Genomic DNA, 13,897 nt, shown 5'->3' with positions numbered 1-13,897 from the left:
CACGGGCAATCAGACCATAGCTGACATAATTTAAACCGGCACCGCCGTACTGTTCAGGAATGGTTGGGCCTAGTAAGCCTAGCTCGCCCATTTCACGGAAAATGGTCGGATCGGTTTTTTCATGACGGAACTGTTCTAATACACGTGGCATCAGCTTGTCCTGACAATAGGCTGCAGCAGTATCACGGATCATGCGCTCTTCTGCAGTCAGCTGCTGCTCCAGCAGGAATGGGTCTTGCCAGTCAAAATGTACTTTACGGCCTGAATGTGAATTTACCATTTGATTCATAGCTTCCTCTGCCTGAATGATGTTCTCGTTGTTTGTGTTGATACTATGTGTGAAAAATAATATTTTCAAACGAGATTTTTTAATGCAGATATGCATTCTCCGCATATCTTAAATAAGCATATTCATACTGGAGCTGCACATCGCTCTAAAACCTGTGAAGAAACAATAAAAAATAAACAAATTGGCGATCATAGTGCCTTCATCTATGCTATTTTCAAATACCTGTGCAGATAAAGGATGATCTGAAATGCGGCGTAATATTCCCTCTTTACAGGCCTTGCTCTGCTTTGAGTCGGCAGCCAAGCATTGCAGTTATACTCATGCCTCGCAAGAACTGTTTATTACCCAGAGTGCGGTTTCCCGGCAAATCCAGCAGCTGGAAGAATTTCTTGGCTTAAGCCTGTTTATCCGGACCCGGCATGGAGTCGAACTGACGCCTGCAGGACAGCATTATTATAAAAGTATCAAACCCTATTTACTGGGGCTGGAGCAAAGCACGCTCGATGTGATGTCGCATAAAGGATTAGGTGGCACCTTAAAACTGGGTGTGGTACCGACCTTTGCCACGCGCTGGCTGGTGCCGAAGCTGCATCGTTTTAACCAGCGCTATCCGGAAATTACCATCCATTTGGAAACCAGCACCAAGCCGTTTTTATTTAATGAAAATATTTTTGATGCGGCCATTTATGCGGGCACGCAGCAGCAGATTGATCATTGGCCCGGAATCCACACCCATTTTTTAATGAAGGAAGATGTGGTGCCGGTGTGCTCACCGCAGCTGATTGCCCGGCATTTTCCTGCGGCACAAAAAAGCCATCGCTATGGTTATAACCTGGCTGCTGAACAATTACAGCAACTGCCCTTATTACAGCAAACCACACGACCAACCATCTGGCAGGAATGGTTCCAGACCCAGCAGATTGAGCATGCCCATCCGTATGATGGACAGCGTCATGAACTGTTTTCGATGCTGGCTGTGGCCGCCAGTCATGGCATGGGCATGGCACTCATCCCGCAAATGCTGATTCAGCAGGAATTAACCAGCGGTGAACTGGTACTGGCCTCAGATCAGCAGCTCAGCGGCCGGCGCTCCTATTATCTGGTACATTCTAGTCAGGAAAATTCAGTTTTAATTCAGAAATTTGTAGAATGGATGCAACAGGAAGTCACGCACAGTATCGCCACACAGGAATCTGCCTATGCCTAAACTGATTGTTTTCTCCGGTGCCGGAATGAGCGCCGAAAGCGGGATCAATACCTTCCGTGATAGTGATGGATTGTGGGAGCAGCATCGGGTGGAAGATGTGGCCACACCGGAAGCCTGGGCCAAAAATCCGGCGCTGGTGCAGCGTTTTTATAATGAACGGCGCAAAAATATTCTGAATGCCCAGCCCAACGCGGCGCATCAATTGATTGCCGAACTGGAACAGTATTTTGATGTGGCTGTTATTACCCAGAATATTGATGATCTGCATGAACGTGCCGGTAGCCAGCAGGTATTACATTTGCATGGCAATATCCGGCTGGCCAAAACCTCCGGTCCCGATGCACAAACCACTACCCGCTTTTACCCGATTGAAGGCGCCGAGCTGGATTTGGAACGCGATGTCTGTGATGCGGGTTATCCGCTACGGCCACACGTGGTCTGGTTTGGTGAAGCGGTACCTGCCTATGCACAGGCGATTGAATGGGTACAGGATGCCGACATTTTTATTGTGATTGGCAGCAGTCTGGCGGTCTACCCGGTGGCTGGTCTGGTTCATGAAATTCCGGCCAATTGTCAGGCCTATTATATTGACCCGAAAGCCAATCAGCAGCGTTTACCGGCGCAATATGAATGTATTGCCGCCACTGCAACCCAAGGTTTGGCACAGTTAAAGCCACGTCTGCTGGCGACCCTGTAAGTTGAATCAAAACCATCGGCCAAACACAAAAGGCTCAAAACCAATATATGACCTTGAGCCTTTGCTGTTTTACTGAAGCAATCAGTGTCTTAGCTGACTTGGGCAAAAACTGCTTCCGGTGGTGTTACCTCACTGACCAGATTATGCAGGGCAAAAATTTCATCCAGCTGTTCCTGAGTCAGTAATTCCTGCTCCAGTACCACCTGCTGAATGGTTTTGTTTTCAGCAATACACAGTTTCCCGATTTCATCACATTTGGCATGACCTAGAATCGGGTCAAGCAAAGTGACGATACCGACGCTACGCATCACCGCATCATGGCAGGCCTGTTCATTGGCCTGAATACCCTGAATACATTTCTCATCCAGACTTTTCATGGCCTGAGTCAATAACTGGATGGATTCATGAATCGACACAGCAATCACCGGTTCCATTACATTTAACTGCAACTGCCCGGCTTCGGCTGCCATGGTCACGGTCAGGTCATTGCCAATCACTTTAAAGGCAATCTGGTTCACCACTTCCGGAATGACCGGATTGACCTTGGCGGGCATGATCGAAGAACCGGCCTGTAACTCCGGTAAACGGATTTCCCCCAGACCGGTACGCGGGCCAGAACTTAATAAACGCAGATCATTACAGATTTTCGATAATTTCACTGCCAGACGTTTCAGTGTGCTGGATAAAATGATGAAAACCCCACAGTCGCTGGTGGCTTCAACATAATCTTCTGCGCCAATTAATGGCAAGCCGCTAATCTCTTTTAAAGCCTGCACCGCTTCCTGGGCATAGCCTTTGGGAGTATTTACACCCGTACCAATCGCGGTAGCGCCGAGGTTAATTTCCAGTAACAACTGACGGGTCCGGTCAATCAGTTTTAAATCTTCTTTTAACAAGGTGGCAAAGGCACGGAACTCCTGCCCCAAGGTCATCGGCACGGCATCTTGCAGCTGGGTCCGGCCCATTTTTAATACATACTGAAATTCAGCTACTTTCTTGTAGAAACTGTCAATCAGGTTACGCATCTGCACGAACAGATCATCCAGACTGTAATAAGTCGCTAAACGCAAGGCTGTTGGATAGACATCATTGGTCGATTGCGACTTATTAACATGATCATTTGGATGAATGGAAAAATAACTGCCTTTTTCCAGCCCCAGATGTTCTAAGGCGATATTGGCAATCACCTCATTGCTGTTCATGTTAATCGACGTTCCGGCACCGCCCTGATAAACATCTAAAGGGAAATGCGCACGCCATGCAGCAGGCTGTTCAATCAGCTGGTCACAGGCATACTGAATCGCCTCAGCCACCTGCGGGGAGATTTTCTCAAACTGTAAATTGGTTTGTGCAGATGCCTTTTTCACTTGCGCCAAAGCACGAATGAAATGCAGGTTTTCACCGACCTGCTGATTGGAGATCTGGAAGTTCTCCAAGGCACGCAAGGTATGAATACCATAATAACTGTCTGCCGGCACTTCTTTAGCACCCAGCAAATCATGCTCTATTCTTGTTTTCTCTGTCTGAACCGTAATCACACTGTTTACTCACTATTTCGCACCAATATTGTGCATAAGAAAATCTTAAACCTGTGCCAGCCTGAAACTACACAAGATTGATACGCTTTTTGAAATATTTAATTACACATTCTTTCTGAATGTACTGGATGTAACATAATGTAAATTTACTCCATTTTTAAGCCAGATTTAACAGATCCTCTCCATATTTGCAAAAATAAAAATATCTATGGCTTTATTCAAAATTTTGACTTAATAATTTTCCGCTCATTGCAGCCATTTTTGCAATTGTATCTAAAGCTACAAACTGCAACACAAGACCGCTATAAATCCCGTCGAAATGTTACAGAACGTAATTTTAATTCCATGCTTGAATCAGCTCCTTGAAAAAATGCGCAAAAAATCATCTCGGATGGATGAACGCTTACAGACAAAGGATGGGCATATGAGTCAACTGAATCCCACATTAATTACCTTTATATTTTATATCGTGGCCATGATCGGTATCGGGCTGTATGCCTACAAGGCCACCACAGATTTCTCGGATTATATTCTTGGGGGCCGCAGTCTGGGCAGCGTGGTGACTGCGCTTTCTGCCGGCGCATCGGATATGAGCGGCTGGCTGCTGATGGGTTTACCCGGTGCAATCTATCTGGCCGGATTATCTGAAGCCTGGATCGCCATCGGCCTGATTATTGGTGCATGGTTAAACTGGCTTCTGGTCGCCGGGCGTTTGCGGGTTCATACCGAAGTACAAAACAATGCCCTGACCCTGCCGGATTATTTCACCAGCCGTTTTGGCGACCGCAAGAAAATCCTGCGCGTCAGTTCAGCACTGGTGATTCTGGTATTTTTCGCGATTTACTGTGCATCCGGCATGGTGGCCGGTGCGCGTTTATTTGAAAGCCTGTTTGGCTGGTCCTATACCACGGCGCTGTGGATTGGCGCGATTGCCACCATCAGCTATGTCTGTATTGGCGGCTTCCTGGCAATTAGCTGGACCGATACCTTCCAGGCCGGGCTGATGATTTTTGCCCTGCTGATTACCCCCATCATGACCTATCTGGCATTGGGTGATCATAGTCAGCAAATTGGTCTGTTACTGGAAACCGCACGTCCACATGCCACACAAATGCTGTCCGGTTTAAGTTTTATTGCCATTTTATCTTCCTTGGCATGGGGCTTAGGCTATTTTGGACAACCGCATATTCTGGTGCGTTTTATGGCGGCCGACTCGGTCAAAACCATTCCAGCGGCGCGTAAAATTGGCATGAGCTGGATGATCCTCTGCTTGGGCGGCGCGGTGGGTGCCGGTTTCATTGCCATTGCCTATTTCCAGCAATTTCCAGAACTGGCGGCTGTGGTGAATCAGAACCCTGAAACCGTGTTTATGGAGCTGACCAAAATCCTGTTTAATCCGTGGATTGCCGGGATTATTCTGGCCGCCATTTTAGCCGCGGTCATGAGTACACTCAGCTGCCAGTTACTGGTCTGCTCCAGTACCTTAACTGAAGATTTGTACAAAGCCTTTTTACGCAAAAATGCCTCACAAAAAGAGCTGGTCTGGGTCGGCCGTTTTATGGTGCTGTTGATTGCAATGCTGGCAATCTGGCTGGCCAGCAATCCATCGAGTAAAGTCCTGGGGCTGGTGGCCTATGCCTGGGCCGGTTTTGGTGCAGCTTTTGGCCCTCTCATTATTCTGTCGCTGTTCTGGAAACGCATGACCCTGAAAGGCGCGATTGCCGGGATGCTAGTCGGTGCGATGACCGTGATTGTCTGGAAAAATGTCATGGCCGATACCGGACTCTATGAGATTATTCCCGGCTTTATTCTGGCCAGCCTGAGTATTGTAATAGTCAGTCTGCTCGACCGGACACCAAGTACAGAGGTGATTGAACGCTTTGAACAGTCAGATGCCGAGTACAAAAAAGCCATGCAGGAAATGAACAGCTAGCACAGCAATCTACCGAATTGATTGATCATCCATAAAAAAGGAGCTTCGGCTCCTTTTGGTTTTTGATAGAAAATAGGGGCCAAGATGACGGCTTATTTGGCCTTGTGCTGATATTTCAGTTTTAGCTGCGAGCTTTCCTTAATCACTTCCATCACCGGATAACTGCGGGTTTCTTTCACCCCCGGTAACTGCCATAAAATTTGCCCAGAAATCTTGCGGAACTCTTCCATATTGGCACAGCGAATTTTCACCACAAAATCGAAACCACCACTAATCATGTGACATTCCACAATTTCCGGATGCTGCAAAATCGCATCTGAAAATTCTTCCAGTACATTCGGTGTGGTTTTATCCAGCAGAATTTCCACAAATACCACAAAACTGCTATTCAGCAACTCCGGATTCAGCTTGGCTTCATAGCCCAGAATAAAACCATCTTTACTCAGTTTCTGCACCCGTGCCAGCGCAGCAGTTGGCGATAAATTGACGGCTTCGGCCAGTTTAATATTTGAAATCCGGCCATCTTTTTGCAGAATATCCAGAATTTTAATGTCAGTGCGATCCAGGCTCATCATTCCATTCATAATCCGTATTTATCTCTAAAAATAACAAAAATTATAGTGAGTTATTCGGCATATTTTCTGTGATCATAAATTATATAAGGTATACCGTTCAACTAAAATATATCGTCACAGGATGTTGGCATGAACATGATGGATAGCGAAACCCATTTCGACGACGCGAAACCGCATTTGGATTACATCACTGAATTCAAAGAAAAAAATGAGGCAGAAATTGCCATCAATACCGCATGGCGTCGCCCTGAAAGTGAATGTGTCAGCCATTTACTCGAGCACAGTGAAATTCCTGATGCACTCAACAGCCAAATTTATGAGCTGGCTTTTCAGCTGGCCCACTCCCTGCGTGAACGTAAAAATTCCAGCGGTAAAGCCGGTCTGGTGCAAGGCCTGTTGCAAGAGTTCTCCCTCTCTTCACAAGAAGGCATCGCCCTGATGTGTCTGGCCGAAGCGCTATTACGTATTCCTGATACCGCAACCCGTGATCTGCTGATCCGTGACAAGATCAATCAAGGCAACTGGAAAGAGCATTTAGGCCAAAGTAACCTGATGTTTGTGAATGCAGCGGCCTGGGGCTTAATGCTGACCGGCAAGCTGATGGAAACCCCGAAACAGAACAGCTTAAGCGGTATTCTGACTGGCCTGCTGGCGCGCAGTGGTCGTGGCATTATCCGTAAAGCGGTAGATGTGGCGATGCGGATGATGGGTGAGCAGTTCGTGACTGGTGAAACCATTAGCGAAGCCCTGCAACATGCCGAACCGTTAGAAGAAAAAGGTTTCCGTTATTCTTATGACATGCTCGGTGAAGCGGCCCTGACCGAACACGATGCAGAGCGTTATTTTGATGACTATCAAAATGCCATCCATGCCATTGGCCAGGCCTCTAAAGATAAAGATGTTTATACTGGTCCGGGGATTTCGATCAAGCTCTCTGCCCTGCATCCACGTTATCAGCGTGCTCAAATTGACCGCGTGCATACCGAACTGTATGACAAGGTGCTGCAACTGGCGGTGCTGGCCAAGGACTACAATATTGGCCTGAATATTGATGCCGAAGAATCTGAACGACTGGAAATGTCTTTAGAGCTGCTGGAACGTCTGTGTTTTGAACCGGCACTGGATGACTGGAAAGGCATTGGCTTTGTGATTCAGGCCTACCAGAAACGCTGCTTCTATGTGGTAGATTATGTGGTTGATCTGGCCAAACGCAGCCAGAAACGCCTGATGATCCGTCTGGTGAAAGGCGCCTATTGGGACAGCGAAATCAAGAAAGCGCAAATTGATGGCATGTCAGATTATCCAGTCTTTACCCGTAAAGTGCATACCGATCTGTCCTATATTGCCTGCGCGAAAAAATTACTGGCGGCACCGGAACAGATTTATCCGCAGTTTGCGACTCACAATGCTCAAACGCTGGCCACGATTTATCATCTGGCCGATCCAGCGCGCTATTATGCTGGCCAATACGAGTTCCAATGCCTGCATGGTATGGGCGAGCCATTATATGAAAATGTGGTCGGCTCGAAACAGCAGCAGAAACTCGGTGTGCCGTGTCGTATTTATGCACCAGTCGGTAACCATGAAACCCTGCTGGCCTATCTGGTACGTCGTTTGCTGGAAAATGGTGCCAACACCTCTTTCGTCAACCGTATTGCCGATAAGACCCTAAACATTGAAGATCTGATCGAAAATCCGCATCAGACCATTTTAGCCACAGCTCAACAGGAACAGAAAGTCGGCCAGAAACATCCGGTAATTCCCTTACCGCATGAGTTATATGGCGAGCAGCGCGACAACTCTGCTGGCCTGGACTTAGCCAATGATCAGGACTTGGCGGCATTAAATACAACCGCGCAGAATCTGCATCAGCATCAATGGACTGCCCAGCCGATGGGTGAAGGCTTAACCGCCGAAGACAGTGCCGATGTACACGCGATTTTAAACCCGGCGCAGCATCAGGATATTGTTGGTCATGTACAGGAAGCCACAGCAGCACAAGTCAATCAGGCCCTAGAAAATGCGGTACAGGCACAAGCCGTCTGGGCCAATATTTCCAAACATGAACGCGCACAATGTCTGGAACGTGCTGCCGATTTAATGCAGGCACGCCTGCAACCGCTCATGCTGATCCTCTGCCGCGAAAGTGGCAAGACCTATGCCAATGCCATTGCCGAAGTGCGTGAAGCAATTGATTTCCTGCGCTACTATGCCGCGCAAATGCGTGATCTGGACATCAATACCCAGATCATTCCGCTAGGGCCGGTGCTGTGTATCAGCCCATGGAATTTCCCGCTGGCGATTTTTAGCGGCCAGATTGCCGCAGCGCTGGTGGCTGGCAATACCGTTCTGGCCAAACCGGCCGAGCAGACCCCACTGATTGCAGCACAAGCGGTGCAGATTTTATGGGATGCTGGCATTCCGCAAAATGTACTGCAACTGCTGCCTGGACGCGGTGAAACGGTCGGTGCGCAGCTGAGTCAGGATGAACGGATTCAGGGCATTATGTTTACCGGCTCGACTGAAGTCGCCAAAATCCTGAATCAGACCGTGGCCAAACGTTTAAGCCAGACCGGTAGTGCCATTCCACTGATTGCGGAAACTGGCGGGCAAAACGCCATGATTGTCGATTCTTCAGCCCTGACTGAACAGGTGATTCTGGATGCGGTCAGCTCTGCTTACGACAGTGCCGGTCAGCGCTGCTCGGCCCTGCGAATTTTATGTGTGCAGGAAGATAATGCCGACACGGTGCTGACCATGCTCAAAGGTGCCATGCAGCAGTTACGCGTGGGTAATCCTTATGTGCTAAAAACCGACATTGGTCCGGTGATTGACCTGGAAGCGCAGAACAATATTGAGCGTCATATTGAAAAAATGCGCATTAAGGGCTATCCGGTGCATCAGTTGATGTGGAATAAGCAAAGCGATGCAAGCTTGCAACACGGCACTTTTGTACCACCAACGCTGATTGAACTGCCGCATCTGGATGATCTGGAGCGCGAAGTGTTTGGCCCGGTACTGCATGTGATTCGCTACCGTTATGGACAGCTTGATCAACTGCTGGCGCAAATCAATGCCAAAGGTTATGGCCTGACCATGGGCTTGCATACCCGTATTGATGAAACCATTCATAGCGTGATTGCCCAAGCCGAGGTCGGCAACCTGTATATCAACCGTAATATTGTCGGTGCTGTGGTCGGGGTGCAACCTTTTGGCGGCGAAGGCCTGTCCGGGACTGGACCTAAGGCCGGTGGACCACTGTATCTCTACCGCTTAATGCAATACTGCTCGCAGAAAAAGCTGGCTCAACCATTTGCGGCGCAGGCTCAGCATCCAGCAGCAATGCCTGCCCTGTATAACCAATTGGTGGACTGGGTACAGGCCGAGTTCCCGCAGCAGCTGATTCAACTACCGGAGAAAATTGCCACGGGTCAGAGTTTTAACCTGACTGGTCCAACCGGTGAAAGTAATCAGTATACGATTTTGCCACGTCATGCCGTGCTATCCCTGGCTGAACAGGAGCTGGATCAGATTCATCAGTTACTGGCAATTTTTGCAGTCGGCAGTCAGCCGGTGGTTCTGGCAGAAAACCGCTTCATGCTGAAATATCTGCCGAAAATGCCGCCAGAGATTGCCCAGCGGATTCGCGTGATCCCAGACCTGCTGCATGGCGATTACGATGCAGTGCTGCATCATGGTAGTTCGGTACAATTGCTGGAATTACAGCAAACGGTAGCGCAGCGTGCCGGAGCGATTGTCGGCATCAGCCATCTTAAACCGAATGATCCGAAAATTCCGCTGGAACGTCTGGTGATTGAACGGGCCATCAGCATTAATACTGCTGCGGCCGGAGGGAACGCCAGCCTGATGACGCTGGATTAAAGCCGCTCCTTTTCATGGTGTTATTCCTCTTTGCCAAACCAACTCTCCCTGGTCTCTGTTGGTTTGGCTTTTTTTATCTTTGCTCTCGCAAGTGATGTATTTCCCGGCTTTAATCTGCCGATCTGTTGAGCTGAAGCTCGATTTCTTCCCTCACGCTACCGCAATTTAAGGTTTGCACAGAATATCTTTAGGCATCTGCCTGAAACTTTGTTACCATCCCCTGTCTCAATGGGTTTGTGATTTTTACTGCATATGACTTCATCTTATCAGCAACAACTTGATGCCAAAGTTGCACGTATTTCTGCACAGTTTGCCGAATTTAATCCTCCAGCACTGGAGGTGTTTGCCTCGCCTGAACAGCATTTCCGTATGCGTGCAGAATTCCGGATTTGGCATACCGAAGATGACCTGTTTTATGCCATGTTTGAACGCGATGAGCAGCAGAACAAAAAAGTCATTCGAATTGATGAATTTCCAATTGCCGATGCCAGCATCAACCAGTTAATGCCGGTACTGCTGAATGCCTTAAAAGCAGAACCGCTGTTATCCAATCGCCTGTTTGAAGTGCATTTTCTGGCGACCTTAAAAGGTGAAATGCTGGTTTCACTGATTTATCGCTGTCCATTAACTGCAGAGTGGGAAGCGCTGGCCAAACAGCTGGCCGAGCAACTGCAGATTAAGATTATTGGCCGGAGCCGTGGCCAGAAACTGGTACTGAGCGATGAGTTTGTGGTGGAAGAACTGCAGGTCTTTGAACGCCAGTATCAATACAAACAGATTGAAAGCAGCTTTACCCAGCCGAATGCACGTGTTTGCCAGCACATGCTGGAATGGGCCTGTACAGCTGCCGGACACGCCAATCAGGATCTGTTAGAGCTGTACTGTGGCAATGGTAACTTTACCCTGCCGCTGTCGACCCGTTTTAATCGCGTCTTAGCCACAGAACTGGCCAAATCTTCAGTTTATGCGGCGCAGTGGAATATTGAGCAGAACCAGATTGACAATATTCAGGTGGCGCGTTTATCTGCCGAAGAATTTACCCAGGCCTACAATGGCGAGCGTGAATTCCGCCGTTTGCAGGAAGCCGGCATTGAGATGTCCAGCTATCAGTTTGATACCGTGTTTGTGGATCCACCACGTGCTGGTATTGATGCCGAAACCTTAAAACTGCTACAACGTTTTGAGCGGATTATTTATATCTCCTGTAATCCTGATACGCTGCATGACAATTTGCAGACTTTGGCCAACACCCACAAGATCACCCAATTTGCCCTGTTTGACCAATTCCCTTATACCCATCATGTGGAATCTGGTGTCTTACTGGAAAAGATCTAAAACAATTTGTTTCAAATTATATTATTCAGTCCGAAAAGGAAGATTTTTTAATCTTCCTTTTTTCTTATAAAAACAAGCAACTTAGTTATAATCAAGGCTTATAGCCATCATAATTACGTTTAAACTGTTACAAGCTATCGAAATTTCTAGAGTCTGTTTGCTGCTTTTATCACTTTAGTCGACTTGCATTAATTTTTAAATTGGCTATATTTCGAGCTATGTTAGGTTGCAAATGAAGGCTCTATGAGTTTTTGGCAAAAGCTGTTCGCTCAGGAACAGCAAAACGAGCATAAGAATCAGATTGCTTGTGTTGAAAATGATTGCTCTTGTAAGACAAATGAACAGCTTCTTGAAGCTTTAGCAAAAGCGACAGATGAAGATGTGATTATCGGTATTAAAAAGGTTCTCGCTTCGCGCGGCTATAGCCGTAAAGAGTTGAATGAACTTCAACATTTACCCCTGCAATAGCAGAGTCTGACCACAGAAAAAGGCATTTAGAATTTCTAGGTGCCTTTTTTATTGGTCTGATTTTAATCAGATTTCTTAGTTTTGAAATTTTTTTCATGTATGCTCAAGGGCTTAGATCAGTCTTGATCGTATTTTTAATTCAATACATAACAATAAGGACACCATGATGAACAACAAAATGATCGGCGCTCTTACCCTTCCACTGCTCTGCCTGGCCCTCACAGGCTGCGACCGTATGCCGGCAGAATGTGAAGAAGCCTGGGACAAGATGGACAGCTTGAGCACAAAAATGGGGCTTTCGGAAGAACAACGTCAATTCCAGAAAAAACAGTTTGAGGCCGGAATCAAAGAAATGTCGACTGAAGATGCCAAACGCCTCTGCAGCCAGCAAACCCAGACCCTGGGCATTATTGGCCAGTAGATTTTTCTGGCTCAGTCGCGCAGGCTGAATCATCAATATACGCCAGCATCGGGCCAACTGCGCGGTACTGGCGATGGCGTTTTAAGGCCGCAATATACACAGAAGATACTGAACCATCCAAGTACAGCGCATTCGGTGTCTTAAGCTGCTGCTGAAACAGCCGGGCAAAGTCATAAAAATTTATTGGCTGCTGGCTGATCACAAAATACAGGGTGGCGTCTTTCAGCCCAACGCCATTGCGGATTTTTCTGGAATCGGAATCCGGAATAAAGTTTGGGTTAATTTTTCCGTCAATCACCAGCATCGGGCCAGATTGGGTGGCATATTTCGGTTGCACATTGGCCTGCTGATACTGCTGGGTGGTCATCAACAGTGGCTGCTTGTCCCAGGCCAGTACCCCATTCGGCTGAATCAGAAAATTGCCCCAGCCTTGGGTCTGGGTATTTAACTGGCTTACCCTCTTGCCCTCTTCAATATACAGCCCGACGGGTGCATAATCGGCATGGAACATCCCGGCATTCATGGCAAATTCCAGCTGCTGGCACGGTTGCAGATCATCCTGGAGCGCAGTGAAATAACGATAGGGCTGCTGTGCTGTATTCTTTAATACCAGCTTCAGCTGCGCCATTGATCGGATTTCCGTGACATCAAAATCACCCAGCGTATGTTTCAGCTGCCAGCTGTAGATTTGCGGCTGTGCCTGTGCCCAGTTTGCACTGCAAGCACCCAGCAGAATCAGCAGTTTTAACAGCGGTTTGGCAGTAACTCGTGCAAAGTACTGTCCTAACTTTTTCATTGCATCTGTTCCCTGTTCATCGTTGTATAATTCAGCCATTCTTGTCGCCACCCTGTCGATTCTTGTGCCAAGAAGCAGTACACTAGAGCTTTAAAATACACCTGTCACTTTACTAATGTCACAATGCTCAAGCAGAACACACGGTTCCCTTTAGGGGCGCATCTGATTGTCAAACATTTCGGCTATACCCACCACGGGATTTATGCTGGACGTGGTCGTGTCATTCATTATTCCGGTTTTGCACATTTATTTAAAAAACATCCGATTGAAATCACCAGCCTAGACAAGTTCAGTCATGGCAAACCGGTGCATGTGCAGCATTATGATCAACCCAAATATAAAGGCCGTAAAGTGGTGCGCCGGATGCGTTCACGGATGCATGAAAATAATTATCACCTGATTATCAACAACTGCGAACATTTATGCACCTGGGCCATTACCGGCGTGGAAAGCAGTCCGCAAGTCTTCCGGATGATGAACCGCTTAACCACCATTGGTTATGTCAGCTCCTTAATGAGCTATATGAACAGCATGATGCTGACCCTGACCACCACCTGTTTTGCCCTGGTGCTGTATATTAAAAAGAAATTGCGCGACAAAGCCAAAATGCAGATGCCGACCCATCTGTTTTATAAACGCGATGAAAAGAAATAACACACCGGATCATCTGTAAATCAAATTTTTTTTAATTTAACGTGCTACTTCCTTTCAACGTTTACTTTCCATTTTCAACACCGCATAAAAAAGCCCGCTGAG

General features: G+C 47.5%; 12 protein-coding genes. 8 read left to right on the top strand and 4 right to left on the bottom strand.

Annotated elements, in window-relative coordinates:
- Positions 1-289, bottom strand: a 289-nt coding sequence (locus tag FTU67_RS11730; protein ID WP_171301067.1) for an acyl-CoA dehydrogenase family protein, incomplete at its 3' end; no start/stop codon positions are given.
- Between the two features lie 247 nt (positions 290-536).
- Here FTU67_RS11730 and FTU67_RS11725 point away from each other — a divergent pair.
- Positions 537-1,496, top strand: coding sequence for a LysR substrate-binding domain-containing protein (locus tag FTU67_RS11725; protein WP_005178537.1), 960 nt, complete (start codon positions 537-539; stop codon positions 1,494-1,496).
- Positions 1,489-2,193, top strand: a complete 705-nt coding sequence (locus FTU67_RS11720; protein ID WP_163170190.1) for an NAD-dependent deacylase — start codon at positions 1,489-1,491, stop codon at positions 2,191-2,193. The genes FTU67_RS11725 and FTU67_RS11720 overlap by 8 nt, the downstream gene beginning before the upstream one ends.
- 89 nt (positions 2,194-2,282) lie before the next feature.
- On the opposite strand, the gene aspA is transcribed toward FTU67_RS11720, so the two are convergent.
- Entirely contained in the window at positions 2,283-3,731 is a 1,449-nt protein-coding gene (aspA, locus tag FTU67_RS11715) for an aspartate ammonia-lyase (RefSeq protein ID WP_016659035.1), read from the bottom strand.
- 424 nt (positions 3,732-4,155) lie between these two features.
- On the opposite strand from aspA, the gene putP reads away from it, so the two are divergent.
- On the top strand, positions 4,156-5,664 hold the full coding sequence (putP, locus tag FTU67_RS11710; RefSeq protein WP_075166972.1) for a sodium/proline symporter PutP: 1,509 nt from the start codon (positions 4,156-4,158) through the stop codon (positions 5,662-5,664).
- Positions 5,665-5,756: 92 nt separating this feature from the next.
- Here the strand turns inward: putP and FTU67_RS11705 are convergent, their stop codons facing one another.
- Positions 5,757-6,239 (bottom strand): Lrp/AsnC ligand binding domain-containing protein, encoded by a 483-nt coding sequence (locus FTU67_RS11705; RefSeq protein WP_005178547.1) that lies wholly within the window; start codon positions 6,237-6,239, stop codon positions 5,757-5,759.
- A 129-nt stretch (positions 6,240-6,368) separates the two neighbouring features.
- Between FTU67_RS11705 and putA the strand changes: the two genes are divergently transcribed.
- From putA to FTU67_RS11685, 4 genes are all read left to right on the top strand, one after another.
- Positions 6,369-10,121, top strand: a complete 3,753-nt coding sequence (gene putA / locus FTU67_RS11700) for a trifunctional transcriptional regulator/proline dehydrogenase/L-glutamate gamma-semialdehyde dehydrogenase (protein WP_180061761.1) — start codon at positions 6,369-6,371, stop codon at positions 10,119-10,121.
- A 252-nt stretch (positions 10,122-10,373) separates the two neighbouring features.
- A complete protein-coding gene (trmA, locus tag FTU67_RS11695; RefSeq protein WP_075166828.1) occupies positions 10,374-11,456 on the top strand; it encodes a tRNA (uridine(54)-C5)-methyltransferase TrmA in 1,083 nt (360 codons plus the stop codon).
- A gap of 243 nt (positions 11,457-11,699) precedes the next feature.
- Complete coding sequence (locus tag FTU67_RS11690; RefSeq protein ID WP_005178553.1) at positions 11,700-11,924, top strand: hypothetical protein; 225 nt, start codon at positions 11,700-11,702, stop codon at positions 11,922-11,924.
- 166 nt (positions 11,925-12,090) lie between these two features.
- Positions 12,091-12,345 carry a hypothetical protein gene (locus FTU67_RS11685; protein WP_045795440.1) on the top strand — a complete coding sequence of 85 codons (255 nt, stop codon included), beginning with the start codon at positions 12,091-12,093 and terminating at the stop codon, positions 12,343-12,345.
- Here the strand turns inward: FTU67_RS11685 and FTU67_RS11680 are convergent.
- Positions 12,332-13,180, bottom strand: a complete 849-nt coding sequence (locus FTU67_RS11680) for a phosphodiester glycosidase family protein (protein WP_180061760.1) — start codon at positions 13,178-13,180, stop codon at positions 12,332-12,334. The genes FTU67_RS11685 and FTU67_RS11680 overlap by 14 nt on opposite strands.
- Before the next feature lie 84 nt (positions 13,181-13,264).
- Between FTU67_RS11680 and FTU67_RS11675 the strand changes: the two genes are divergently transcribed.
- Positions 13,265-13,795, top strand: coding sequence for a lecithin retinol acyltransferase family protein (locus FTU67_RS11675; protein WP_005178558.1), 531 nt, complete (start codon positions 13,265-13,267; stop codon positions 13,793-13,795).
- Positions 13,796-13,897: the final 102 nt, after the last annotated feature.

The sequence above is a fragment of the Acinetobacter sp. YH12132 genome (assembly GCF_013418645.1).
GTDB lineage: Bacteria > Pseudomonadota > Gammaproteobacteria > Pseudomonadales > Moraxellaceae > Acinetobacter > Acinetobacter indicus.
The sequence above is the reverse complement of the archived record's forward strand: the minus strand, read 5'-3'. Positions and strand labels throughout refer to the sequence as shown.